The organism is Polaromonas sp. LjRoot131 (assembly GCF_964252805.1).
Taxonomy (GTDB): Bacteria; Pseudomonadota; Gammaproteobacteria; order Burkholderiales; family Burkholderiaceae_C; genus Polaromonas.
The window spans coordinates 318,074-339,714 of the sequence record NZ_CAXUPF020000002.1 but is presented as its reverse complement, the minus strand read 5'-3'; the positions used below and the strand labels follow the sequence as shown (position 1 = coordinate 339,714).

The 21,641-nt window shown below is 65.7% G+C and carries 28 protein-coding genes; 14 read left to right on the top strand and 14 right to left on the bottom strand.

What is annotated here, in order from left to right; all coding sequences use genetic code 11:
- Positions 1–31 precede the first annotated feature (31 nt).
- The 3 genes from ACSQ27_RS12040 to ACSQ27_RS12030 all read left to right on the top strand — a co-directional run bounded on the left by ACSQ27_RS12040 (position 32) and on the right by ACSQ27_RS12030 (position 3,028).
- Positions 32–1,018, top strand: coding sequence for a Bug family tripartite tricarboxylate transporter substrate binding protein (locus ACSQ27_RS12040; RefSeq protein ID WP_436155741.1), 987 nt, complete (start codon positions 32–34; stop codon positions 1,016–1,018).
- A gap of 80 nt (positions 1,019–1,098) precedes the next feature.
- Positions 1,099–2,073, top strand: coding sequence for a 2-dehydropantoate 2-reductase (locus ACSQ27_RS12035; RefSeq protein ID WP_436156231.1), 975 nt, complete (start codon positions 1,099–1,101; stop codon positions 2,071–2,073).
- Positions 2,074–2,134: 61 nt separating this feature from the next.
- Positions 2,135–3,028: an NAD(P)-dependent oxidoreductase gene (locus ACSQ27_RS12030; protein ID WP_436155740.1), complete on the top strand. Its 894-nt coding sequence runs from the start codon at positions 2,135–2,137 to the stop codon at positions 3,026–3,028.
- 6 nt (positions 3,029–3,034) lie between these two features.
- Here the strand turns inward: ACSQ27_RS12030 and ACSQ27_RS12025 are convergent, their stop codons facing one another.
- From ACSQ27_RS12025 to alr, 5 genes are all read right to left on the bottom strand, one after another.
- Entirely contained in the window at positions 3,035–3,448 is a 414-nt protein-coding gene (locus ACSQ27_RS12025; RefSeq protein WP_436155739.1) for a hypothetical protein, read from the bottom strand.
- A 180-nt stretch (positions 3,449–3,628) separates the two neighbouring features.
- The gene (locus ACSQ27_RS12020; protein WP_436155738.1) at positions 3,629–4,096 is read right to left on the bottom strand and encodes an N-acetyltransferase family protein; all 468 of its coding nucleotides are present in this window, start codon (positions 4,094–4,096) and stop codon (positions 3,629–3,631) included.
- Between the two features lie 12 nt (positions 4,097–4,108).
- Positions 4,109–4,570 (bottom strand): RDD family protein, encoded by a 462-nt coding sequence (locus ACSQ27_RS12015; RefSeq protein ID WP_436155737.1) that lies wholly within the window; start codon positions 4,568–4,570, stop codon positions 4,109–4,111.
- A gap of 45 nt (positions 4,571–4,615) precedes the next feature.
- Complete coding sequence (locus ACSQ27_RS12010; protein WP_436155736.1) at positions 4,616–5,425, bottom strand: hypothetical protein; 810 nt, start codon at positions 5,423–5,425, stop codon at positions 4,616–4,618.
- Complete coding sequence (gene alr / locus ACSQ27_RS12005) at positions 5,422–6,516, bottom strand: alanine racemase (RefSeq protein WP_436155735.1); 1,095 nt, start codon at positions 6,514–6,516, stop codon at positions 5,422–5,424. Before alr ends, ACSQ27_RS12010 begins: the two co-directional genes overlap by 4 nt.
- Before the next feature lie 168 nt (positions 6,517–6,684).
- Here alr and lplT point away from each other — a divergent pair, with 168 nt between their 5' ends.
- From lplT to ACSQ27_RS11990, 3 genes are read left to right on the top strand one after another with little or no spacing between them, the layout of a single operon-like run.
- On the top strand, positions 6,685–7,965 hold the full coding sequence (gene lplT / locus ACSQ27_RS12000; RefSeq protein WP_436155734.1) for a lysophospholipid transporter LplT: 1,281 nt from the start codon (positions 6,685–6,687) through the stop codon (positions 7,963–7,965).
- Positions 7,965–8,900, top strand: coding sequence for a DMT family transporter (locus tag ACSQ27_RS11995; protein WP_436155733.1), 936 nt, complete (start codon positions 7,965–7,967; stop codon positions 8,898–8,900). Before lplT ends, ACSQ27_RS11995 begins: the two co-directional genes overlap by 1 nt.
- Positions 8,901–8,929: 29 nt before the next feature.
- The gene (locus tag ACSQ27_RS11990; RefSeq protein ID WP_436155732.1) at positions 8,930–9,424 is read left to right on the top strand and encodes a glutathione peroxidase; all 495 of its coding nucleotides are present in this window, start codon (positions 8,930–8,932) and stop codon (positions 9,422–9,424) included.
- Positions 9,425–9,545: 121 nt separating this feature from the next.
- Here the strand turns inward: ACSQ27_RS11990 and ACSQ27_RS11985 are convergent, their stop codons facing one another.
- Positions 9,546–10,238: a helix-turn-helix transcriptional regulator gene (locus ACSQ27_RS11985; RefSeq protein ID WP_436155731.1), complete on the bottom strand. Its 693-nt coding sequence runs from the start codon at positions 10,236–10,238 to the stop codon at positions 9,546–9,548.
- A 110-nt stretch (positions 10,239–10,348) separates the two neighbouring features.
- Between ACSQ27_RS11985 and ACSQ27_RS11980 the strand changes: the two genes are divergently transcribed.
- The 6 genes from ACSQ27_RS11980 to ACSQ27_RS11955 all read left to right on the top strand — a co-directional run bounded on the left by ACSQ27_RS11980 (position 10,349) and on the right by ACSQ27_RS11955 (position 13,570).
- Complete coding sequence (locus ACSQ27_RS11980; RefSeq protein ID WP_436155730.1) at positions 10,349–10,645, top strand: hypothetical protein; 297 nt, start codon at positions 10,349–10,351, stop codon at positions 10,643–10,645.
- Between the two features lie 71 nt (positions 10,646–10,716).
- The gene (locus ACSQ27_RS11975) at positions 10,717–11,400 is read left to right on the top strand and encodes a penicillin-insensitive murein endopeptidase (protein WP_436155729.1); all 684 of its coding nucleotides are present in this window, start codon (positions 10,717–10,719) and stop codon (positions 11,398–11,400) included.
- Between the two features lie 60 nt (positions 11,401–11,460).
- On the top strand, positions 11,461–12,039 hold the full coding sequence (locus ACSQ27_RS11970) for a GNAT family N-acetyltransferase (protein ID WP_436155728.1): 579 nt from the start codon (positions 11,461–11,463) through the stop codon (positions 12,037–12,039).
- A 7-nt stretch (positions 12,040–12,046) separates the two neighbouring features.
- A complete protein-coding gene (locus ACSQ27_RS11965; RefSeq protein WP_436155727.1) occupies positions 12,047–12,397 on the top strand; it encodes a hypothetical protein in 351 nt (116 codons plus the stop codon).
- A 51-nt stretch (positions 12,398–12,448) separates the two neighbouring features.
- Positions 12,449–13,033, top strand: coding sequence for a helix-turn-helix domain-containing protein (locus tag ACSQ27_RS11960; protein ID WP_436155726.1), 585 nt, complete (start codon positions 12,449–12,451; stop codon positions 13,031–13,033).
- 6 nt (positions 13,034–13,039) lie between these two features.
- Complete coding sequence (locus ACSQ27_RS11955) at positions 13,040–13,570, top strand: N-acetyltransferase family protein (protein ID WP_436155725.1); 531 nt, start codon at positions 13,040–13,042, stop codon at positions 13,568–13,570.
- Positions 13,571–13,585: 15 nt separating this feature from the next.
- Here the strand turns inward: ACSQ27_RS11955 and ACSQ27_RS11950 are convergent, their stop codons facing one another.
- Complete coding sequence (locus tag ACSQ27_RS11950) at positions 13,586–13,825, bottom strand: DUF6356 family protein (RefSeq protein WP_436155724.1); 240 nt, start codon at positions 13,823–13,825, stop codon at positions 13,586–13,588.
- A 146-nt stretch (positions 13,826–13,971) separates the two neighbouring features.
- Between ACSQ27_RS11950 and ACSQ27_RS11945 the strand changes: the two genes are divergently transcribed.
- The gene (locus ACSQ27_RS11945; protein WP_436155723.1) at positions 13,972–14,439 is read left to right on the top strand and encodes an Lrp/AsnC family transcriptional regulator; all 468 of its coding nucleotides are present in this window, start codon (positions 13,972–13,974) and stop codon (positions 14,437–14,439) included.
- Here ACSQ27_RS11945 and ACSQ27_RS11940 read toward each other — a convergent pair.
- Together ACSQ27_RS11940 and ACSQ27_RS11935 are read right to left on the bottom strand one after the other, a co-directional pair.
- Positions 14,436–14,936 carry an EVE domain-containing protein gene (locus ACSQ27_RS11940; RefSeq protein WP_436155722.1) on the bottom strand — a complete coding sequence of 167 codons (501 nt, stop codon included), beginning with the start codon at positions 14,934–14,936 and terminating at the stop codon, positions 14,436–14,438. The two genes, ACSQ27_RS11945 and ACSQ27_RS11940, sit on opposite strands and share 4 nt — an antisense overlap.
- A 6-nt stretch (positions 14,937–14,942) precedes the next feature.
- Positions 14,943–15,317 (bottom strand): VOC family protein, encoded by a 375-nt coding sequence (locus tag ACSQ27_RS11935; RefSeq protein WP_436155721.1) that lies wholly within the window; start codon positions 15,315–15,317, stop codon positions 14,943–14,945.
- 100 nt (positions 15,318–15,417) lie between these two features.
- On the opposite strand from ACSQ27_RS11935, the gene ACSQ27_RS11930 reads away from it, so the two are divergent.
- A complete protein-coding gene (locus ACSQ27_RS11930; protein ID WP_436155720.1) occupies positions 15,418–15,747 on the top strand; it encodes a hypothetical protein in 330 nt (109 codons plus the stop codon).
- Positions 15,748–15,774: 27 nt separating this feature from the next.
- On the opposite strand, the gene glcF is transcribed toward ACSQ27_RS11930, so the two are convergent.
- The 5 genes from glcF to amt form a co-directional block, all read right to left on the bottom strand.
- Complete coding sequence (gene glcF, locus ACSQ27_RS11925; RefSeq protein WP_436155719.1) at positions 15,775–17,016, bottom strand: glycolate oxidase subunit GlcF; 1,242 nt, start codon at positions 17,014–17,016, stop codon at positions 15,775–15,777.
- A gap of 4 nt (positions 17,017–17,020) precedes the next feature.
- On the bottom strand, positions 17,021–17,797 hold the full coding sequence (locus ACSQ27_RS11920; RefSeq protein WP_436155718.1) for a YoaK family protein: 777 nt from the start codon (positions 17,795–17,797) through the stop codon (positions 17,021–17,023).
- Between the two features lie 8 nt (positions 17,798–17,805).
- Positions 17,806–18,891 carry a glycolate oxidase subunit GlcE gene (glcE, locus tag ACSQ27_RS11915; protein ID WP_436155717.1) on the bottom strand — a complete coding sequence of 362 codons (1,086 nt, stop codon included), beginning with the start codon at positions 18,889–18,891 and terminating at the stop codon, positions 17,806–17,808.
- 88 nt (positions 18,892–18,979) lie between these two features.
- The gene (locus ACSQ27_RS11910; RefSeq protein WP_436155716.1) at positions 18,980–19,906 is read right to left on the bottom strand and encodes an SMP-30/gluconolactonase/LRE family protein; all 927 of its coding nucleotides are present in this window, start codon (positions 19,904–19,906) and stop codon (positions 18,980–18,982) included.
- 159 nt (positions 19,907–20,065) lie between these two features.
- Complete coding sequence (gene amt / locus ACSQ27_RS11905) at positions 20,066–21,616, bottom strand: ammonium transporter (protein ID WP_436155715.1); 1,551 nt, start codon at positions 21,614–21,616, stop codon at positions 20,066–20,068.
- Positions 21,617–21,641 lie beyond the last annotated feature (25 nt).

The window sequence follows — 21,641 nt, the reverse complement described above, 5'->3', positions numbered from 1 at the left end:
TCGACTCCCCCAGCCTTCCCGAGGACACACCATGAACATTTCGCGCCGCCAGCTCATCCAGTCTTCCAGCGCCGCCGCCCTGCTGGCCGGCATAGGCCAACAAGCCTGGGCCCAGGCCCTGGAGAGCACCAAGGTCATCGCCGGCTTCGCGCCCGGCGGCACCGCCGACATCGTCTCGCGCCGCGTGGCCGACAAGCTGCACCCCGGCTATGCCAAAAGCGCGGTGGTCGAGAACAGGACCGGCGCGGGCGGGCAGATCGCCGTGCAGTTCGTCAAGACGGCCGCGCCCGACGGCGCAACCGTGCTGCTCACGCCCATGTCCATGCTGGGCATCTATCCCCACACCTACAAAAAGCTGCCCTACGACCCGGTGGCCGACCTGACCCCGGTGTCGGCCGCGGCGATTTTTGACTACGGCTTCGCCGTCGGCCCCATGGTGCCGGCCGGCGTGAAGAACGTGCCCGACTTCCTCGCCTGGTGCAAGGCCAATCCCGGCCAGGCCAACTTCGGCTCGCCGGCGGCCGGCTCCTCGCCGCACTTCATAGGTGCGCTGCTGGGCCGCGCCGGCAACGTGGACCTGCGCCACGTCGCCTTCCGCGGCACCCAGCCCGCGGTGCTGGACATGGTGGGCGGCCAGATCGCCGCCGTGTCCGGCCCCACCGGCGAATTCACCCAGCACGTGGCGGCCGGCAAATGCCGTTTGCTGTCCACCAGCGGCCCCAAACGCAGCCGCTTCACGCCCAACACGCCCACCCTTGTGGAGCAGGGTTTCAAGGACATGGCGTTTACCGAATGGTTCGGCTTCTTCCTGCCCGCCAAAGCGCCGCAGGACGTGGTGCAGCGCCTGAACGCCGGCATACGCTCCGCGCTGGCCTCGCAGGAGGTCATCGACGGGTTGGCAGTTTCCTTCCTGGAGCCGGCGCCCACCTCGCCGGCCCAGCTGGCCGCCATGCTCAAGGCTGATACAGAGCTCTGGGGCCCGCTGGTCAAAGCCGTCGGCTTCACACCGGAAGGCTAGCCCGCCACTACCAGTGAGCAGGCGCCGCTCTCCTCCCCCGGGCGGCCGGTGTTGTGATCAAGAAACCCATGGGCAACAGCATGAAGGTATGTATTTACGGCGCAGGCGCCATAGGCGGCTGGATAGGCATGGGGCTGGCGCGTGCCGGTTGCAGCGTTAGCGTGGTGGCGCGCGGCGCCACGCTGCAGGCGCTGCAGCTGCACGGCCTCAGGTTGAACCAGGCCGGGCAGATCACCTCGCAGGCCGTGGCCTCCAGTGCCGTGCCGGCTGAACTCGGCGCACAGGACCTCGTGGTGCTGGCCGTCAAGGCGCCTTCGCTGCCCGAGGTCGCGCGCCACATCGCGCCGCTGCTGGGCCCCGATACGCTTGTGCTGACCGCCATGAACGGCGTGCCCTGGTGGTTTTTGCAGGGTTTTGGCGGTGCGCTCTCGGGCCAGCGCCTGAGCTCAGTCGACCCAACGGGCGAGATCACCCAGGCCATCCCGGCCCGACACATCGTCGGCTGCGTGGTGCATGCGAGCTGCTCGCTCGACGAGCCAGGCCAGGTGCATCATCATTTCGGCAACAAGCTCATCATCGGCGAACCCTCGGGCGACAAGACGGCCCGCGTATTGCAGCTTGCCGCGCTGCTCGAAAAAGCCGGCTTCGAGGCCCCAGTGTCCGACCAGATCCAGAAAGACATCTGGTTCAAGCTCTGGGGCAATATGACCGCCAACCCGATCAGCGCGCTGACCGGCGCGACCATGGACCGCGTCCTCGACGATGAATTGGTGACCGCCTTTACCCACAGCATCATGCTGGAGGCCAAGGAAATCGGCGCGCGTATCGGCATCCCCATCCACCAGACGCCCGAAGAGCGCCACGTCATCACGCGCAAGCTGGGTGCCTTCAAGACCTCCATGCTGCAAGACGTGGAGGCAGGCAAACCGGTTGAGCTCGACGCGCTGGTGACGGCCGTGCGCGAACTGGGCCAGCTGACAGGTGTGCCCACGCCCTCTACCGACGCCTTGCTGGGCCTGGCGCGGTTGCAGGCGCGGGTCAAGGGCCTGTACTGAATCCCTGCCTCTCTATTCCTTTCTACTCAATTCTTCACCACCACCTCTTCCAGGAGACAACATGAAACACATAGGCGTCATAGGCGCATCCGGCCTGATGGGCCACGGCATTGCGCGCAACCTGCTGGCCAAGGGCTTTGCGCTCAGCCTCACCGTTCACCGCAACACCGAGCGTGTGACCGACCTGCTGGCCGCCGGCGCGAAACAGGCCGCCAGCCCCGCCGAACTCGGTAGCTGCGACGCCGTGGTGATCTGCGTGACCGGCTCGCCGCAGGTCGAGGAAACCCTGCTGGGCCCCAAAGGCGTGCTCTCCCAAGCCAAGGCCGGCCTCATCGTGATCGACACCTCGACCAGCGAGCCCGAATCCACGCGCCGCCTGGCCGCCTTGTGCGCCGAGCGCGGTGCCACGCTGGTCGACGCGCCGCTGGCGCGTACGCCGGTGGAGGCCGAGCTCGGCAAGCTCAACACCATGGTGGGCGCCGAGCAGGCGGTGTTCGACAAGATCCGCCCGGTGCTGGCGGCCTACTGCGAAAACATCTTCCACGTCGGCGGCCCCAGCGCCGGCCACGTCGTCAAGCTGCTCAACAACTTCATAGGCCAGGCCATCTGCACGGCCACGGCAGAAGCCTTCGCCGTGGGCGCGCTGGCCGGCATTGAACCGCAAAAGCTGGTCGACGTGGTGTCCGCCGGCGCGGTGAACTCGGGCCTGTTCCAGGCCATGGCCAAGACGCTGGGCGGCGACTTCACAGGCCTGAAGTTCGAACTCGACAACGCGCGCAAGGACTTGCGCTACTACACCCACCTGGCCGAGATGGTCAAAGTGCCGTCGCTGGTCGGTGAGGCCGTGCACCAGAGCCTGGTGACGGCCAGCGCGCTGGGCCACGGCAAGGAGTTTGTCCCGGCGCTTGTGAAGGCGCAGGAAAAGCTGACCGGCGCAAAGATTGCACCGCAGTAAATCCGCTCAGCCTTTTTTGAATCCCATCATGACGACGACATTGATCCTCGGCCGGCCGTCGTCGCCGATGCGCATGACATAGGTCGAGGCCTCCGACTCCGGCCGCGCCTGGCCCTTGGCGTCGAGGTAAGGCCAGCGCACGTGGACCGAGGCCAGCTTGTCCGTCAGCCAGGTGACGGACTGGACTTCAGGCCGCGTGTCGGTGATGCCCATGTCGTTGTACTGTTTGGCGGCACCGCCGTAGAAGTCTTCCACCTCTCGCAGCGTGGCGACGGCCTTGGTGCCCTGGTCCGCGACGATCAGCGCGGGGACTTCCCAGCAAGTCGCGGCGGTCTTGCCGTCGCCGCGGGTAAAAGCTTTGGCGAATGTTTCGAGCATGGACTGCAGGTCCTGCTCTTTTTTGGTCACAGACTGGCTCATGGACACTCCTTGACGCCGGCATCCCGAACGGCTGCAAGGCTTCACCGGCATGGCATCACAGCGGGCGGCGCGTGAGTTTCGAACGGCCCTGCTTAAAAATTAGCCGTTCGCGGCAAGGGCTGCCGTCCGCCAAAACCTACACAGCGTGTGGGCCGGCACGAAGGCTCGAAAGCCGGTGGGTTACAGCGCCTTGGCGTAAACCACAAAACCGGATTTCTCCGCCACCTGGTCGTACAAGCGCATGGCCGTGGCATTGGTTTCGTGGGTTTGCCAGTACACCCGGTCGCATCCCGCCGCCCGGGCTTGGTCATAGACAGCCTCGATCAGCGCCTTGCCGACGCCGCGGCCGCGCACCGACTCAGCCGTGAACAAATCCTGCAGGTAGCAAACCGGAACGATGCGGGTCGTGCTGCGATGGAACAGGTAATGCGTAAGCCCGACCAATTCGCCGCCGGCTTCGGCAACCAGCGCGTGCACCGGCTCATAGGCATCAAAAAAGCGCGACCAGGTCATGGCGGTGACCTCGCCCGCCAATGCCGTGGGGCCGGAGCGACCGTAGAAGCGGTTGTAGCCGTCCCAAAGCGGGAGCCAGGCGGCGAAGTCCGATTTCTCGATGGGGCGGACGGTGAGGTAAGAAGTATTCGTCATGAAGATGAGATCTCAGGCAGTAAATTCCACCGGCCGGGTGGTGCCGGATTTTTTGCGCACCACCACCGTACCGGCCATCTTGTCGTGCCAGCCCTGCTTGCGTGAATCAAAAGCCACCCAGAAGAGGCCCAGGCCGAAAGGGATGGAGGAAACAAAATAGCCGAGGTAGCGGATCAGCAGCTGGCCGGTGCTGGGGTGGTTTCCGGTTTTGGCATCCACGATGCGGGCGGCGATCGCCATCTTGCCGGGCGTGGCCTGCCGCGCCAACCAGAACAGCAGCACCACGATAGCGGGCAGCACCCAGGAGATCAAAAAATCCAGGGGACCGCGGACAAAACTCGTGCCGTCCCAATAGGCGTTGCCGTAAATCGCCGTGAGCAGCGGGTACAGCACGACGCCGAGAAGAAGGGTGTCAATGATGGACGCCCAGACGCGAATCCAGAAGCCTGCGTATTCCAGTTCTTGCGATGCCATGGAAAGCTCCTCGTGCGTAAAAGAAGAAAGAACTTGCCGGCCCCTTCAGCGCGCGCCCTGCTGGCCGATCAGCTTGATCGCCTGCGGCAGCGAGTTGGCCGCGGGGATGAAGTGGTCTATCGTAGCGCCCAGCAGTACGCCACACGCCAGGGCACCCAGCATGGGTTTCCAGGTCAGGCGCACGGCAGCCGAAACCCAGCCTTCCCGCACTACGCGCACCGCCGCGCGCGCGGACACATAAGAGAAAGCCAGCTCGACGGCCACCGTCAGCAGTACTTCCCAGCCGAAGAACAGCAGCAGCATGGCCCCAGCCCCGAAGAAGACGGCGGCGCCGACCAGGAAAATCGCCACGACCGGAATGACCACCACAGCGCCTTCGTCCGCGCTGCCCAGGGCATCCAGCGCCCCGCCGGCCGCATCGCCCAGCCCGCTGGCCGCGTCGGGCACGCCGCCGAAATCGCCACTCGCGCCGCCGCCGCCGAAGTCGCCGCCACCGCCCGATTGCATGGGCAACCTGGCACCGCCGCCCGAAGGCAGATTGCCGGGCACATCAAGCAGGTCGCCCCAGTTGCCGCCGGCCTTGCCCGATTCGGACCGCCGGTTCACCAGCAAGGAGGCCCAGCCGCGCAAAACCATCAGGTAGGCTAGGTAGCCGGCGCCCAGGGTGATCAGGTAGCGCAGCGCCAGCGAGTCCACGCCCATCACCATCTGCAGGTGGGACACCGCCCACATCATGCCCAGGGTCAACAAACCGATGCATAGGCCGTGCAGCCTGAGGCTGTGGCGCTGGCGCAGTTCGCGCTCCAGCCGGCCCTCGAGCACGCGGACCGAGCGCCAGTTGGAGAGGTTTTTCATTCGACCTGCACGGGCACGCGCTGCGCGATCGCGCACATCAGTTCATAACCCACAGTGCCGCCGGCCTGCGCCACTTCGTCGATCGGCAGCTCCGCGCCCTTGGCGGCGCGGCCCCACAAGGTCACCTCGCTGCCCATGCCGGCGCCGGGCACGGGCGTGAGGTCGACCGTGATCATGTCCATGCTGACACGGCCCACCATGCGGGTGCGCACGCCGTCCACCAGCATGGGCGTGCCGGTGCTGCAGTGGCGCGGGTAGCCGTCGGCATAACCGCAGGCGACGATGCCTATGCGCAGCGGGCCGTCGGCCGTGAAGCTGGAGCCGTAGCCCACGGTGTCGCCGGCCTTGAGCTCCTGCACGCCGATGATTTTGGACGCCAGCGTCATCGTAGGCTGCAGGCCCCAGCCGGCCGCCGTGTGCTCGGGAAAGTCGGGCGCGCTGCCGTAGACCAGGATGCCCGGGCGCACCCAGTCGGAACGACCGGCCAGCGCATCGCCGTGGCGCAGCGTGGCGGCGCTGTTGCTCAAGGTACGCTCGCCGGGCAGGTCGTGCGTGACGGCGTCGAAGGCCTGCAGCGCCGCGGCGATGCCCTTGGGGCCGTCGGCGTCGGAGAAGTGCGTCATCAGCGTGATCTCCTCGACCTGCGGCAGCGCGTTCAGGCGCGTCCAGGCGGCGCGAAAGCGCTCGGGCGGAAAGCCCAGGCGGTTCATGCCCGAATTCATCTTGAGGAACACGCGGTGCGGCAGCTGCGTCTTGTGCGCGGCCAGCATGTCGATCTGCTCGTTGCAGTGGATGGCATGCCACAGGCCCAGGCGCGAGCACAGCTCCAGGTCGCGCGCGTCAAAACAGCCTTCGAGCAGCAGGATGGGGCCGCGCCAGTCGAGCGCGCGCAGGCGCTGCGCCTCGGCCAAATCCAGCAGCGCAAAGCCGTCGGCGCTGCGCAGCGCGTCAAACACACGCTCGATGCCGTGGCCGTAGGCATTGGCCTTGACGATGGCCCAGACCTTGGCATCGGGCGCGGCCTCGCGCGCGCGGCCCAGGTTGTGGGCCAATGCGGCGGTGTGGATGGTGGCAAGAATGGGACGTGGCATGGCGAGTGAGGGAGTTGGTGTGGCGGCGGGCCCGGACGGCATTCCGAGGGTCTTTCTGAATTCTGACACCTGCCCCCATGCTATAAACCGGAATCGTCTGGAGACATTCACCCTTATCTTGCAGCATCAGATCGGCTGATGCAGTGCCGCAATGACCACAACAGTTTAATGAAGCGCGGTTTTTACACCATCATGGCGGCCCAGTTTTTCAGCTCGCTGGCTGATAACGCGCTGTTTGTGGCCGCCGTGGAATTGCTCAAGACCAGCGGGGCGCCCAAGTGGCAGCCGGCGGCGCTGGTCCCCATGTTTGCGCTGTTTTACGTCGTGTTGGCCCCTTTTGTGGGTGCTTTTGCCGACGCGCGGCCCAAGGGCAACGTCATGTTCGTGAGCAACGCGATCAAGGTGATCGGCTGCCTCATGATGCTGTTCGGCTCGCACCCGCTGCTGGCCTACGCCATCGTCGGCCTGGGCGCCGCGGCTTATTCGCCCGCCAAATACGGCATCCTGACCGAACTGCTGCCGGCCTCGCAGCTGGTCAAGGCCAACGGCTGGATCGAAGGGCTGACGATTTCCTCCATCATCCTGGGCGTGCTGCTGGGCGGCCAGCTGGTCGGCCACACGGTGTCCAACCTGCTGCTGTCCTTTGACTTCCCGATTTTCAACACCGGCATAGACACCGCGCCTGAAGCGGCGATCTCCGTGCTGATCCTGCTGTACATCATCGCGGCCTGGTTCAACACGCGCATCCCCGACACCGGCGTCGAGATGCGGCCCATGCCGCGCAACAAGCTCGAGCTGCTGCCGGACTTCTGGAACTGCAACTCGGCGCTGTGGCGCGACAAGCTGGGCCAGATCTCCCTGTCCACCACCACCCTGTTCTGGGGCGTGTCGGGCAACCTGCGCTACATCGTGCTGGCCTGGAGCGCCGCGGCCCTGGGCTACAGCACCTCGCAGGCCTCCTCGCTGGTCGGCGTGGTGGCCATAGGCACGGCCGTGGGCGCCGTGCTGGCCTCCATGCGCATGCGCCTGGACCAGGCCACCAGCGTGATGCCGCTGGGCATCGCCATGGGCCTGCTGGTCATCCTGATGAACTTCATCGGCAATGTCTGGGTGGCCGCGCCCTTCCTGATCCTGCTGGGCGGCCTGGGCGGCTTCCTGGTGGTGCCCATGAACGCGTTGCTGCAGCACCGCGGCCACAACCTCATGGGCGCGGGACGCTCCATCGCGGTGCAGAACTTCAACGAACAGGCCTGCATCCTGAGCCTGGGCGCTTTCTACAGCCTGTCCACCGGCCTGGGCCTGTCGGCCTTCGGTGCCATCACCGCCTTCGGCGTCGTAGTGGCCGGCTTCATGTGGCTGATCCAGCGCTGGCACAAAAGCAACACCGTCAAATACAAAGAGCAGGTCGACCACCTGCTGAGCATCGCCCGCAGCGATAAATCGCACTGATGCAAGTTGACGCAACACGCGCCGCCGCGCCTGGCGGCACGTCCAAAGCCGTTCTTGCCTTGACCCTGAACGCCTTTATCTGGGGCGTGTCCTGGTGGCCGCTGCGCCAGCTGCAGGGCCACGGCCTGCACCCGCTGTGGACCACGGCACTGGTCTACGCGGTCGTGGTCGCCGGCCTGCTGGCCCTGCGCCCGCGAGCCTGGCGCGGCTTCCTGGCCCATCCCCAGCTGTGGTTCCTGGCGGCGGCCTCCGGCCTGACCAATGTCGGCTTCAACTGGGCCGTGACCGTGGGCGACGTGGTACGCGTGGTGCTGCTGTTCTACCTGATGCCCGCCTGGTCGGTGTTGGTGGCCTGGGCGATGCTGGGCGAAAAACCCACGCCGGCCTCGCTGCTGCGCCTGCTGCTGGCCATGGCCGGCGTGCTCATCGTGCTCAAGACGCCCGAATCTCCCTGGCCCGTGCCGCAAAGCGGCGCCGACTGGCTGGCCATCATGGGCGGCTTCAGCTTCGCGGTGACCAATGCCGTGCTGCGCAAATACAAACACACACCCAGCGAATCGCGCATGCTGGCGATGTTCGGCGGCAGCGGGCTGATGGCGGCCTGCGCCGCGCTGCTGGGCCTGTCGCAGGCCCTGGTGCCCGTGCCGGCGCTGGCGCTGGCCGGCATCCCGGTGGTGCTGGGACTGGCGCTGGCCTTCATGGCGAGCAACGCCGGCCTGCAATACGGCGCGGCGCGCCTGGCCGCCGGCACCACGGCCATCGTGATGCTGACCGAAATCCTGTTCGCCAGCCTGTCCTCGGCCGCGCTGGGCGCCGCCGAACTCACGCCGCGCGTGCTGCTGGGCGGCAGCCTGATCGTGCTGGCCGCCGTGCTGGCGGCCATGGCACCCTCGGCGACACCCCAAACCGCGCCAGGCGGTGCAGAATCGCACTGAAACAAAGCCGATTCAACCAGGAGACACCCATGAGCACAGCAAAAACGGTTTACGACTTCCAGGCCAAGGACATCACCGGCAAAGACGTCCCGCTGGAGGCCTTCAGGGGCAAGGTCATGCTCATCGTCAACACCGCCAGCAAATGCGGCTTCACGCCGCAGTTCGCGGGGCTGGAAGAGCTGTACAAACAATATGCTGGCAAAGGCCTGGCGGTCCTGGGTTTTCCCAGCAACCAGTTTCTCTCGCAAGACCCCGGCAGCGATGACCAGATCGCCGAGTTCTGCCAGGTCAACTACGGCGTGAGTTTCCCGATGATGTCCAAGATCGACGTCAACGGCCCCGGCGCCCACCCGCTGTACCAGTGGCTGTCGGCCGAAGCGCCCGGCCTGCTGGGCGTCAAATTCATCAAGTGGAACTTCACCAAGTTCCTGGTCGGCAAGGACGGGAAAGTCATACGGCGTTATGCGCCGAGTGACAAACCCGCCGATCTGGGTAAAGACATTGAAGCAGCACTAGCGGCCTGAAACAGAGCCGCGCACAAAACCCAGCGAAGCGGTCCTGGCTAGGCGCGTCGCCGCAGACAGTGCTCCAGCACGGCAAGGCGGCGCAACAACGCCAGGAGGGTTTTGTGAGTGGCTCTGAGCATCAGGGCGACTTGGGGCCGGCTTTAACGGCGCGCAAATAATCCGCCAGCGTGCGGCCGGCCTCGTGGCCCACGCGCTCGTCCAGCACGTCGATCGCGGCCATGCGGTCCACGCGAAAGTTGCGGAAGTCCTGCCGGGCTTCGCACCAGGCGCCCAGCGTCCAGACGCTGCCCCAGTAAAAACAGCCCAGCGGCCAGAGCACGCGCCGGCTCTCGCGCCCGGCGGCGTCACGGTAGCGCACCTCCACCTTGAGGCGAGCATGCACCGCCTCGCGCAGGCGCTGCAGCCTGCCCTGCGTGGCTTCATCGGGGTTGATCACCACCGCATACAGCGGCACGCCTTCGGCCGCCGTGCGCGCCGCGGGCGGCAGCACCGAAAAAATCTTGCCCCAGGCGGCTTCCGCATCACCCGCCATGGCCGGGTCCAGCCAGGCCTGGGCCAGGCGCACCGACGCGGCCAGCGCATTGGCCTCTTTTTGCGTGAACATCAGCGGCGGCAAATCAAAGCCCGCGCCCAACCGGTAACCCACGCCGGCCTCACCCTCGATCGGCACACCCTGGTGCTGCAGGTCGGCCACGTCGCGGTAAATCGTGCGCTCGGAAACCTCCAGCCGCTTGGCCAGGAATTCCGCGGTGCTCAGGCGCCGGCCGCGGATCAGCTGGACTAAATGGAAAAGGCGGTCGGCGCGGCGCATGGTGGGTGAATCATAGGGGGAGCGCCGGATGGTGAAGGCGCAAGCAGAGGAGTCATGCCGTCCGGATGCCCGGCTATAGTGCAAGCAGTAATTTGTGATGGAGAGTTTCGATGGAGCGCTATCTGATGATTTCGGGCGGAGTCCTCGCTATCGCAGCGTTCGTGCCCGCCATCTTTTTCATTCTTCGCGGCACGTACCACTTCGTTGCCATGCTTCGCCACTACAAGAGTGAACGCCACGAGTTCGCCGCGAATTTTGTCGCTTTCCTGGTGCCGTTCGCGCCGCAGTTCTTCACCGAACAAGGCAACGTCCATCGAAGGCTTTTTGTATCGAGCTTCTTCTGGGCGCTGTGCTCCACTCTGTTCATCGCGGTCATGTACACGGTATTGGGAATTGGCAATCCGTAGCGCAGCGCTTTTCGCCTCCGTGCCCAAAAGATAAGCCGCGTGCCTCAAGCCACAGTCTCACACTGCAATTGATGAAAACTCCTGTTTTGGTGATCGCCGCTATCCTGTCCACCCAAGCCTTCGCCGCCGACAGCCAGTGCTTCGGCACGGTCAGCAAAGGGCGCATCGAAGGCAGCGTCAAGCTGCCGACCAGCGGGCCCAACTTCTCGGCCTACAGCACGATGGCCGCCACGGCAGGCCGCACCTATGTGCATGCCAAGGTCGCGAACATCATCACCGCGTCCTATGCGGCGCTGCAAACCTCCAGCCCTTCCACCACCTATGTCTATGGCGAGACAGGCTGGCCTTCGGGCGGGCGCTTCCGGCCGCACCGTACGCACCAGAACGGCCTGTCCGTGGACTTCTTTGTGCCGGTCCGCAATGCGCAGGGAAAGTCCGTGCCGCTGCCAGGCAGCATCGGCAATCGCTTCGGCTACGACCTTGAATTTAATGCGGACGCCCAATACGGCGAGTACAGCATCGACTTCCCCGCGATCGCCGAGCACCTGTACCAATTGGACCTGGCCGCGAAAGCGCGCGGCGCCGGCATTGCCCTGGTCATTCTTGATGCGCCGTTTTTGCCCCGGCTATTTACCACGCCGCGCGGTGCCTACTTGAAGCAGAACCTGAACTTCATGAAAGGCAAGCCCTGGGTTCGCCACGACGAGCACTACCACGTGGACTTCGCCATCCTGTGCAAAGCCAACGCAGGCTAGGGCTCGCTGCCGGCGGGCGCTTTGGCTATAGTGCCAACATCGGATCGACCTCACAGCCCCATGAAGCTCACCGTCCGCCCCCTCACGCCCGAGCGCTGGCCCGATCTTGAAGCGCTGTTTTTGGCCAAAGGCTGTTCGGTCGCGCGTGGCTGCTGGTGCATGTATTACCGGCGCAGCGGCCCACGCGAACCGCTGCCTGCGGGCACCACCGCCGCCCAGGCCAATCGCGCCGACCTCAAAAAACTCAGCCGCGGCGACACCCCGCCCGGCCTGATCGGCTACCGTGGCAAGGTGCCGGTCGGCTGGGTGTCGCTGGGGCCGCGCGAGCACTATGCCAAGCTGCAGCGCTCACCGGTGATGAAGCCGGTCGACGAGCAACCCGTCTGGTCGGTCATCTGTTTTGTCGTGCCATCTGAATATCGCGGCCAGGGTGTCGCGCGGGCGCTGCTGGACGGAGCCATCGCCTACGCCAAAAAGCAGGGCGCCACGCTGCTCGAGGCCTACCCCGTGGACAAACCCGGCCGCTCGCATGACGACTTTATGTGGTTCGGCGCCAAGTCCATGTACGACGACGCCGGCTTCCAGGAGGTGGCGCGCCGCAAGCCGCAGCGGCCTGTCGTGCGGCTCAAACCCGGCTGAGTCCTGTATGGCCTATAGCTACCTCTTCTTCGAGCCCGCGCGGTTGCCGCTGACCCCGGATGAACTCGACGACAACACGGTTCGCCCGCTGGACGACGCCGACGCGGTGCGGACCGCACTCTCGCGCATGCTTCCCGCTATCGCCTGGGATGACGACGACCAGACCGGCCGCATGCAGGCCGACGAAGGCTGGATCGAATTTCAGTTGCCGGCCTCGGAGGACACCTTGAGCATGCGCTGCTCGCTGCGGGCCGACTATTCGGCCCTGGTCCAAAGCCTGTGCGACCAGTCAGGCTGGCTGGCGTTTGACGAGCGGCCGATGTGCTTCCAACCCGGCCAGGCGCCCATGCCTGCCTAGCGCTTCATGCGCTGGACATAAATTCCAATATGGTGGAGAATAAATTCCACCATGACAGAACCCCCATCCGACCTGAACCAGCGCATCGCCGAGCGCGTGCGTGAACTGCGCGCCGCCAAAAGCCTGTCGCTTGAGGCGCTGGCCGCCAAAAGCGGCGTGAGCCGTTCCATGATTTCATTGATAGAGCGCGGCGAAAGCAGCCCCACCGCCGTGGTGCTGGAGCGGCTGGCCACCGGCCTGGGCGTGATGCTGGCCTCGCTGTTCGACGCACCCGCCGCCCAGGTGCCCGCCAGCCCGGTGGCGCGCCACGCGGACCAGCTGCAGTGGCAGGACCCGGCTTCGGGTTACCTGCGGCGCAACATCTCGCCGCCCGGCGTGCCGCAGCCCATGCAGATCGTCGAAGTGCATTTCCCGCCGGGCGGGCGGGTGGCCTTTGAAACCGGCGCGCGCGATACGCGTGTGCACCAGCAGGTGTGGGTGCTCGAAGGCGCGATCGACATCACGCTGGGCGACGCACGCCACGCGCTGCGCGAAGGCGACTGCCTGGCCATGCAGCTGGACCGGCCCACGATGTTCCACAACCCCACGCGAAAGCCCGCGCGCTATGCAGTGGTGATCGCCACCGAGGCGGCTTGAACAACCATGATGAACACCACCTCCTGGTCGCTGCGGCGCCTTTCCGCCGTCACTGACGAACAGATTGCCGGGCTCGCCGATGTACTGATCGACTGCGTCGAAGGCGACGCCTCGGTGAGTTTTATGCACCCGCTGTCGCGCGAACGCGCAGTGGCCTTTTGGCGCGGTGTGGCGCAGGGTGTGGCCGCGGGCGAACGTGCACTGCTGGTCGCCGAGGATGCGCAGGGTATCTGCGGCACGGTGCAGCTGGTGCTGGCCCAGGCCGAGAACCAGCCGCACCGCGCCGACCTGGCCAAGATGCTGGTGCACCGCCGCTGCCGGCGCCAGGGCCTGGGCGAGGCCTTGATGCGCGCCGCCGAAAACATGGCGCGTGACTGCGGCAAGACCTTGCTGGTGCTGGACACCGTGACCGGCGACAAGGGCGAACGCCTGTACCAGCGCCTGGGCTGGCAACGCGTGGGCGTGATTCCCGGCTATGCGCTGCTGCCGCGCGGCGGCCTGGTAGGCACGACGGTGTTTTACCGCGAGCTGGCCTGACGGAAGCGTCCGCCGCTATTGTTGGGCTTGTTGGGCCGGCTTGTCGGCGCGATGAACGACCATGCGCTCATGCAGGCGTGTGACGATGCGGCTTCCCGTCCTGACGAAGAAGAAGGGGAAAAGGCCATGGATAAACGCGGCGATGGCGGCTGACAGCAGCGGCACGGCAAATGAAAAGGAAGCGGACATGTGCTGGAAATAGCTCTCCCCCACGGATTCAGGGTGATCCTTGAAGAGTTGGAGAATTTTTTCCATGGCCGTATCCCTAGGTTTTCGGGGTTTGTGCCCCCTGCTTGCATCAATGTCTGGCAAGAATCATAGGCCTGTGGATCGGAAAATAAGTTGCAAATTTAGCTACGAATCTCCTCATAATTAGAATTAATTTCTAATAGTATGGCCATATGGACAAGAAAGACATTCGAATTCTGGAGCTGCTGCAAGACGATGCTTCCATCGGCCTGAATGAGCTGGCGCAGTCGGTCAGCCTTTCACCGACACCCTGCTGGCGGCGAATCCAGAAGCTGCGCGACGAAGGCGTCATCAAACAACAGGTCACCTTGTGCGACCCGGTCAAGCTCAATTTGGGCCTGACCGCTTTCGTGAGCATCCGCGCGAGCCTGCACAACGATGCATGGACCCAGCGTTTCGTCAAAGGAATCGTCGCCATCCGCGAGGTCGTGGAGGTCTACCGGATGTCGGGAGACATCGACTACCTGCTCAAGGTCGTTGTGCCCGACATTGCCGGTTACGACAGTGTGTACAAGCGCCTGATCAAAGTGGCCGAACTACAAGACGTGAGTTCTGGCTTCGTGATGGAGGTGGTCAAGCACACCACCGCGCTCCCCACGGATTACGCGCTTCCAGCTTAAGCGTCCACTCGGGAGCCGGTATCGCCCGGGGCCGGGATGCTGGATGCGTCAAAACCCAGCATCGCGCCATCGGCCCGCATCGCCCGCGCGACCAGCCGCATGTCGTGCTCGCTGACCTCGAACAGGCCGAAGCGGAATTTGTAGCCCCAGTGCTGGCGGTTTTCCACAAACTCGAACTCGTCCAGCCAGGGCAGTATGGACACCTCGCGGGTGGCCACGTAAGCCACGTCGCGGCGAAAGGGCACGAAGCCGCCGCCCATGTCAAAGGCATAGGGCTCGCCGGCCTGCACCACGCCTATGGAAACAAAGCGCTGGAATTTGTCTTTGCCGCCCATGGTCAGCGAGGGCGAGTAATAGGCCACGCGGTCCCCTGCTGATACACGCTTGAGCGGCCCGCATTTGCCGTGGCACACCTGCATGAATCCCTTGTGCGGATCCGCGCAGCCATGCCGCGCATGCTCGGCGCTCGCGACGGCGATCCAGTTCTTGCGGCCCATCGCGGTTCAGGCCAGCGCGTGCAGGCCGACGCGGTTGCCGTCCAGGTCGGTGATGTGCGCAAAAAACCCCAGGCCGGGCGGCAGTGCCTGGCGCGGCAAGGCGACCTTGCCGCCGGCCTTGACGGCGCGTGCCAAGGCGGCATCGAGCGACGGTGAAGCGTCGAGGTAGATCAGGGTGCCGGCGGACGCCGGCGCGGGCGCTGTGGGACCGGACAGGATTGCGCCACCCACGCCCGTTTCTGCTTCATAGGGAAACACCGCGCCTTCCGACGGGCCCATGGGCTCGCGGCGCAGTTTGCACTCGAGCACGGCTTCGTAAAAGGCCTGGGCTTTGTTCAGTTCAGTGCTGGGAATTTCAAACCAGGTAATGGCGTTTTTCATTGGAGACTCCTTGTGTTGAAGAAGCCTCCATGATGCGGAGGTGCTACTGACAACGTGGTGTCAGTAGCACTTCCTCCATCGATCGGGATAATGGCGCGTCATGCCTGATCAACCCGCTGAAAACCCCTCGTTCATTTCGCGCTGCCTTGGCCCCCTGCTGCCCTTGGGCTTCGCGGGCGTCGGGGTGTGGATCCTGATGTCCGGGCGCTACGTTTACCGCCCCGGACGTTCGGGAGGGGTTCTGGTTCTGCTTCCACCCGATTCGCTGTTCGCGGCCCTGTTTTTTATCTCGCTTTCCTGCGTGATCGCCGCTTTTGGCTTCTCGGGGCCCAGGGAACGCTGGCTGTTCTGGGGTGGGCTTGCCGGCTGCGTCTGTGCCTTGCTGGTTGAGGGCACGCGCCAGTTATTGGGTCTGGCTGTTTACGGCTGAGGGCAAAACCAGGCCCAAAGCGGGAATTCAGGGTGCCGGCACCTGAATGATCGCGTCGTCCAGCACTTCCACCCAATGCCGCACCGGCGTCGCCGTGCCGCTTTGCAGGTGCGTGATGCAGCCGATATTGGCCGAGATGATGGTGTCGGGCGCCGAGGCCTGCAGGTTGCCGAGCTTGCGGTCGCGCAGCGGGTAGGCGATGTCCGGGTTGAGTACCGAGTAGGTGCCGGCCGAGCCGCAGCACAGGTGCGATTCGGCGGCGGCCAGCGTCACCTGGAAACCCAGCGCGCCCATCAGCGTCTCGACCCCGCCGCGCAATTGCTGGCCGTGCTGCAGGGTGCAGGGCGGATGGAACACCAGCGCGCCGGCCCGGGCCTTGACCTTGCCTTGCAGCTCACCGACCAGTTCGGGCATCAGTTCGCTGAGGTCGCGCGTGAGTTCGCTGATGCGCGCGGCCTTGGCGGCGTAGGCCGGGTCGTCCTTGAGCATGTGGCCGTAGTCCTTGACGGTGACGCCGCAGCCGGATGCGTTCATGACGATGGCTTCCACGCCGCCACCTTCCGAGACATGCGGCCACCAGGCGTCGATGTTGCGCCGCATCTGGTCCTTGCCGCCTTCGTGGTCGTTGAGGTGAAACTTCACCGCGCCGCAGCAGCCGGCCTTGGGCGCCAGCACGGTTTCTATGCCGGCCGCGTCCAGCACGCGCGCAGTCGCGGCATTGATGTTGGGCATCATGGCTGGCTGCACGCAGCCTTCGAGCATCAGCATCTTGCGCGCATGCGTGCGCCGCGGCCAGGCGCCGGCGTCCTGCCTGGGCGGCACCTTGTTTTTGAGGGCTGCGGGCAGCAGGCCGCGCACGGCCTGGCCAGCCTTCATCGCGGGCGCGAACAGCGGCGACGGCAAGCCTTCCTTGAGCGCCCAGCGCAAGGCCTTCTCGCCGGCCGGGCGCGGCACGCGCTCGTCGACCAGCTTGCGGCCTATGTCAACCAGGTGGCCGTATTCGACGCCGCTGGGGCAGGTGGATTCGCAGTTGCGGCAGGTCAGGCAGCGGTCCAGGTGCAGCTGGGTCTTGCGTGTGGGCGCCTCGCCTTCGAGCACCTGCTTGATCAGGTAGATGCGGCCGCGCGGGCCGTCGAGTTCGTCGCCCAGCAACTGGTAGGTCGGGCAGGTCGCGGTGCAAAAGCCGCAGTGCACGCATTTGCGCAGAATCGCTTCGGCCTCGCGGCCTTCAGCGCTGTTCTTGAATTCGGGGGCGAGATGGGTTTGCATAAGGTCAGGGCGCGTCTTTCAGGGCCACGGCAAGGGCCTTGCGCCTGGCGGCGCGCCGGAAGTCCGCATACAGAGGCGGCAGGGACAAGGCCAGCAACATGAGCGCCAGCGGCACAACCCAGACAAAACCGATGTATTTGAAGCCGGCCGCACCCACCACACCGCCGGCGATGAACATCGCCAGCAAGGTACCGAAGAGCCGCAGCTTGATGCGGTTGGCGCGCACACGCGACTCGGGCGGGCCGCTGGTACGGTTCCAGTAAAACATCTTGCCGAGCTCAATGCCCAGGTCGGTGATCACGCCGGTCATGTGGGTGGTGCGAATCTGTGAGGACGAGATTTTGCTGACCAGGGCGTTCTGCAGGCCCATGGTGAAAGCCAGCACCAGCACGGTCAGCGGCACGGCAAACGGGGTCTGGCGGTTCAGCGTCGCGCCCAGCAGCCCGAACAGCAGCATCAGCACGGCCTCCAGCAGCAGGGGCAGGGCGTATTCGCTGCGCAGGCGGTGCTGGCGAGCCCAGTTCACCAGCACGGCCGTCACGGCGGCGCCGGTGATGAAAGCCAGCAGTGCGCCGACGGCGCCCAGCACCAGCGCCATCTGGCCCAGGACAAGGTTGTCGGCCAGCAGCGAGGCGAACCCCGTCATGTGCGAGGTGTACATGCCGACCACCAGGAAACCGCCCGCATTGATGGCGCCGGCGTTAAAGGCCAGCAAACCGCCCAACAGGCGGTTGATGGAGGGTGTCCGGTGCTGCCCGGTCAGGTGGCGAAGGCGTCGCATGTCCTGCCCTACCAGTCCGCGTAGAGGCGGCCGGGGTTGAACACGCCCGCCGGGTCGAACTGTTTTTTGAGTTCGCGGTGTATGCGGTCCAGCGGTGGTTTGAGCGCGGAGAACACCGGCACGGATTTGCCGGCCGAGCGGAACAGGGTGGCATGGCCATTGGCCTGGGCCGCCGCCTGGCGCACCAGCGCCGCATCGCCGTCGGGCCGCTTGAGCCAGCGCTGCGCGCCGCCCCACTCCACCAGCGTCTCCCCCAGCTTGAGTGGCGGCGCTGGGTCAGGCAGGCTGAGCCGCCACAGCGACTCATCACCTTGCAGAGCAAAGAAGGGCTGGGCCTGGTCGCGCAATGCAGTCCAATGGCGGGCCGCATCGCTGTCCAGGATCTCCCCGCCCATGAATTTCTGTGCCGCGGCGACCGCCGCCTTCGCGCCGCGCAAGCGCACCCACAAACGGCCTTGCCGCCAGCAGGAAGCGTTGACGGGCAAAGGCATGGCGCCCCAGCGGTTGAGTTGTTGCAAGGCGGCGGCTTCATCCATGTCGAAGACCAGTGTGGCTTCCGTGGGCGCAACAGGCAATACCTTGAGAGACACCTCGAGCAGAACGCCCAGCGTACCCAGCGAGCCGGCCATCAGGCGCGAGACGTCGTAGCCGGCCACGTTCTTCATGACCTGGCCGCCGAAGACCAGGCGTTCGCCCTTGCCGTTGAGCAGCACCACGCCCAGCATGTAGTCGCGCACGGCACCCACGCTGGCACGGGCCGGGCCGCTGAGGCCGCTGGCGACCATGCCGCCCACGGTGGCCTGAGTACTCGCATCGCCGAAATGAGGCGGCTCAAAGGGCAGGCACTGCCCTTGCGCGGCCAACAGTGCCTCGAGTTCGGCCAGCGGCGTACCGGCGCGCGCGGTGACCACCAGCTCGCTGGGCTCATAGCTGGTGACACCGCTGTGCGGCCGGATGTCGAGGATATCGCCCGCCAGGGCCTGGCCGTAAAAATCCTTGCTGCCGCCGCCGCGCAGGCGCAGCGGCGTGCCGGTGGCCGCCGCGGCGCGCACGCGCTCGGCCAGCGCGGCGCTGATGTCGGTATCTGGAAGCATGGCCACGATGGTAAGCGGCGGCCGCGGTTGGCGGTTTGATTTTTTTGAACGCGGCCTGTTCGGTTTTTTCCGGCAGCCGGCAGAGACCTCAGTCCTGGAAGAAATTCACCGGCAAGCCGGGAACCTCGACCTGCATGGAAAACACGCAGCCCGAATCGGGAAAGTCCTGCAATTCCTGCGCGGGCCGGTTGTAGCGCGCGGTCGTGAGGTACAGGGTCTTGAGGTCGTCGCCGCCGAAGCAGGGCATGGTGGGGCAGCGCGCCGGCACGGCGATCTCGGCCAGCAAGGCCCCGCTGGGCGAGAGCTTGAGCAGCCGCCCGCCTTCAAACATCGCGACGTAGTAATTGCCCTCGGCGTCGACCGCCGCGCCGTCAGGCCGGCCGCCGTAGCCGGCCATGCCGGGCTGCCAGCCGTCGGGCTTGCCGGGCCACTGCGCGAACACGCGGGCTTGCGTCATCGCGTTGCTGGCGCTGTCCCAGTTCCAGGCGCGGATGACGTGGCGCGGCGTATCGGACCAGTAGACCGTTCCCGCATCGGGCGACCAGGCCAGGCCGTTGGCGATGATGGCGTCGCCGGCCTTGCGCTCGAGCACGGGCGGGCGGCCGCCGCGGCAGTCGAGCGAGAACAGCGCGGCCGTGGCCTTGTCGCGCGGCTCGTACATGGTGCCGGCCCAGAAACGGCCCAGCGGGTCGGCCTTGCCGTCGTTGAAGCGCGTGGTCGCGGTGTCGTGGTCGGCCCGCATAAGCTGCCGCAGCTCGCCGCCCCATTCCCTGGCGCGGTAGATGCCGTCACGCAGTGCAATCACGAGGCCGCTGTTATCGCCGTTGGTGCGCGCCGGCGCGATGCTGCCGGGCTCCGAGGGCATGGCCCAGCTCTCGACCGTGCCCATGAAGACGTTGCAGCGGTGCAGCTGCCTGCCGGGGATGTCGATCCAGTAAAGCATCTGCTCGTCGGGATGCCAGAACGGCGACTCGCCGAGCCCGCTGGGCGGTGCAGCAAGGGGTTGCCAGGTCATGAAGGTGCCTCCGCGTTGGTGTGAACAGCCGCCACTTTAACGCCCCGCAAAAAAAACAGCCCACCGGCTTGCACCGGCGGGCTGAACATCCAAAGGAGACTCTCAGTAAATATCAAAAGGGAAGAGCCGCCTCTGAGGGCAGCCCTGCCCGCCGCTTCATCAGCGGTTGTAAGCCGTTTCGCCGTGGGACGTGATGTCCAGGCCTTCGCGCTCGTCCTCTTCGCTGACACGCAGGCCGATGGTCAGGTCGACCACCTTGTAGGCGATGAAGGAAACCACACCGGACCAGACGATGGTAATCAGCACGGCCTTGGCCTGGATCCAGACCTGGCCTGCGATGGAGTACGCATCGGGTGCCACCATGGCGACGGTGGTCCAGTCGGCGACGGCGCTGGGGCCGCCCAGGCTTGGCGAGTTGAAGACACCGGTCAGCAGCGCGCCGATGATGCCGCCCACGCCGTGCACGCCGAACACGTCCAGCGAGTCGTCGGCGCCCAGCAGCTTCTTCAGGCCGTTCACGCCCCAGAGGCAGGCGAAGCCGGCGACCAGGCCGATGATCAGGCCGCCGCCGATGCCGACGTTGCCGGCCGCGGGGGTGATGGCCACCAGGCCGGCGACGGCGCCGGACGCGGCGCCCAGCATGGAAGCCTTGCCGCGCATCAGTGCTTCACCGACGCACCAGGCCAGCACGGCGGCTGCCGTAGCACCCAGGGTGTTGATGAAGGCCAGGGCGGCGAAGCCGTTGGCTTCCAGGGCGGAGCCGGCGTTGAAACCGAACCAGCCCACCCACAGCAGTGCGGCGCCGACCATGGTCAGGGTCAGGCTGTGAGGCGCCATGGCTTCCTTGCCGTAGCCGATGCGCTTGCCGATACAGAAGGCGCCGACCAGGCCCGCGACAGCGGCGTTGATGTGCACCACGGTGCCGCCCGCGAAGTCCAGGGCGCCCATCTGCCAGATGTAGCCGGCCTTGCCGTTCATCGCGTCGACCACTTCCTTGCCGGTGTAGGCGTCAGGACCCATCCAGAACCAGACCATGTGGGCCATAGGCGCATAGCTGAAGGTGAACCAGATGGCCATGAACAGCAGCACGGCGGAGAACTTGATGCGTTCGGCGAAGGCGCCGACGATCAGTGCGCAGGTGATGCCGGCGAAGGTGGCCTGGAAGGCGGCGAACACAATCTCGGGGATCACGACACCCTTGCTGAAGGTCGCGCCGTTGGCGAAGGTGCCCGCGACGTTGTCCCAGATGCCCTTCATGAACAGCCGGTCGAAGCCGCCGAAGAAGGCATTGCCCTCGGTGAAGGCCAGGCTGTAGCCGTAGATGAACCACAGCACGACGATCATCGAGAAAGTCACCATGACCTGCATCAGCACCGACAGCATGTTCTTGCTGCGGACCAGGCCGCCGTAGAACAGCGCCAGGCCGGGCACGGTCATCATGATGACCAGCAGCGTGGACAGCATCATCCAGGCGGTGTCGCCTTTGTTGGGGACGGGTGCGGGCGCCGCGGCGGCCGCGGGTGCGGAGGCCGCTGCAGCAGCTGCCGGGGCGGCCGCGGCTGAGGCGGCAGGTGCGGCGGACGCGGCGGCTTCAGCCGGTTTGGCTTCCGCGGCCGAAGCGGCGGGCGCGGCGGCCGGGGCTTGCGCCATCACGGCGCCGCTTGTGAGCAGGCTCAGTCCCAATACAAGGGAGGCAAGTAGTTTTTTCATGTCGATGTTCTCTTTATTAGGGGTT

What these genes read in the sequence shown, in the direction of transcription:
- ACSQ27_RS11970 (WP_436155728.1), top strand. Translation starts at nt 11,461, where the DNA reads ATGAAGCTCACCGTCCGCCCCCTCACGCCCGAGCGCTGGCCCGATCTT.
- ACSQ27_RS11980 (WP_436155730.1), top strand. Translation starts at nt 10,349, where the DNA reads ATGGAGCGCTATCTGATGATTTCGGGCGGAGTCCTCGCTATCGCAGCG.
- ACSQ27_RS12015 (WP_436155737.1), bottom strand. Translation starts at nt 4,570, where the DNA reads ATGGCATCGCAAGAACTGGAATACGCAGGCTTCTGGATTCGCGTCTGG.
- ACSQ27_RS11985 (WP_436155731.1), bottom strand. Translation starts at nt 10,238, where the DNA reads ATGCGCCGCGCCGACCGCCTTTTCCATTTAGTCCAGCTGATCCGCGGC.
- lplT (WP_436155734.1), top strand. Translation starts at nt 6,685, where the DNA reads ATGAAGCGCGGTTTTTACACCATCATGGCGGCCCAGTTTTTCAGCTCG.
- alr (WP_436155735.1), bottom strand. Translation starts at nt 6,516, where the DNA reads ATGCCACGTCCCATTCTTGCCACCATCCACACCGCCGCATTGGCCCAC.
- ACSQ27_RS11950 (WP_436155724.1), bottom strand. Translation starts at nt 13,825, where the DNA reads ATGGAAAAAATTCTCCAACTCTTCAAGGATCACCCTGAATCCGTGGGG.
- ACSQ27_RS12010 (WP_436155736.1), bottom strand. Translation starts at nt 5,425, where the DNA reads ATGAAAAACCTCTCCAACTGGCGCTCGGTCCGCGTGCTCGAGGGCCGG.
- ACSQ27_RS11910 (WP_436155716.1), bottom strand. Translation starts at nt 19,906, where the DNA reads ATGACCTGGCAACCCCTTGCTGCACCGCCCAGCGGGCTCGGCGAGTCG.
- ACSQ27_RS12040 (WP_436155741.1), top strand. Translation starts at nt 32, where the DNA reads ATGAACATTTCGCGCCGCCAGCTCATCCAGTCTTCCAGCGCCGCCGCC.
- ACSQ27_RS11920 (WP_436155718.1), bottom strand. Translation starts at nt 17,797, where the DNA reads ATGCGACGCCTTCGCCACCTGACCGGGCAGCACCGGACACCCTCCATC.
- ACSQ27_RS11975 (WP_436155729.1), top strand. Translation starts at nt 10,717, where the DNA reads ATGAAAACTCCTGTTTTGGTGATCGCCGCTATCCTGTCCACCCAAGCC.
- ACSQ27_RS12020 (WP_436155738.1), bottom strand. Translation starts at nt 4,096, where the DNA reads ATGACGAATACTTCTTACCTCACCGTCCGCCCCATCGAGAAATCGGAC.
- ACSQ27_RS12035 (WP_436156231.1), top strand. Translation starts at nt 1,099, where the DNA reads ATGAAGGTATGTATTTACGGCGCAGGCGCCATAGGCGGCTGGATAGGC.
- ACSQ27_RS11990 (WP_436155732.1), top strand. Translation starts at nt 8,930, where the DNA reads ATGAGCACAGCAAAAACGGTTTACGACTTCCAGGCCAAGGACATCACC.
- ACSQ27_RS11935 (WP_436155721.1), bottom strand. Translation starts at nt 15,317, where the DNA reads ATGAAAAACGCCATTACCTGGTTTGAAATTCCCAGCACTGAACTGAAC.
- ACSQ27_RS11965 (WP_436155727.1), top strand. Translation starts at nt 12,047, where the DNA reads ATGGCCTATAGCTACCTCTTCTTCGAGCCCGCGCGGTTGCCGCTGACC.
- ACSQ27_RS11945 (WP_436155723.1), top strand. Translation starts at nt 13,972, where the DNA reads ATGGACAAGAAAGACATTCGAATTCTGGAGCTGCTGCAAGACGATGCT.
- ACSQ27_RS11995 (WP_436155733.1), top strand. Translation starts at nt 7,965, where the DNA reads ATGCAAGTTGACGCAACACGCGCCGCCGCGCCTGGCGGCACGTCCAAA.
- ACSQ27_RS12030 (WP_436155740.1), top strand. Translation starts at nt 2,135, where the DNA reads ATGAAACACATAGGCGTCATAGGCGCATCCGGCCTGATGGGCCACGGC.
- ACSQ27_RS11940 (WP_436155722.1), bottom strand. Translation starts at nt 14,936, where the DNA reads ATGGGCCGCAAGAACTGGATCGCCGTCGCGAGCGCCGAGCATGCGCGG.
- ACSQ27_RS11930 (WP_436155720.1), top strand. Translation starts at nt 15,418, where the DNA reads ATGCCTGATCAACCCGCTGAAAACCCCTCGTTCATTTCGCGCTGCCTT.
- ACSQ27_RS11955 (WP_436155725.1), top strand. Translation starts at nt 13,040, where the DNA reads ATGATGAACACCACCTCCTGGTCGCTGCGGCGCCTTTCCGCCGTCACT.
- glcF (WP_436155719.1), bottom strand. Translation starts at nt 17,016, where the DNA reads ATGCAAACCCATCTCGCCCCCGAATTCAAGAACAGCGCTGAAGGCCGC.
- glcE (WP_436155717.1), bottom strand. Translation starts at nt 18,891, where the DNA reads ATGCTTCCAGATACCGACATCAGCGCCGCGCTGGCCGAGCGCGTGCGC.
- ACSQ27_RS12025 (WP_436155739.1), bottom strand. Translation starts at nt 3,448, where the DNA reads ATGAGCCAGTCTGTGACCAAAAAAGAGCAGGACCTGCAGTCCATGCTC.
- ACSQ27_RS11960 (WP_436155726.1), top strand. Translation starts at nt 12,449, where the DNA reads ATGACAGAACCCCCATCCGACCTGAACCAGCGCATCGCCGAGCGCGTG.
- amt (WP_436155715.1), bottom strand. Translation starts at nt 21,616, where the DNA reads ATGAAAAAACTACTTGCCTCCCTTGTATTGGGACTGAGCCTGCTCACA.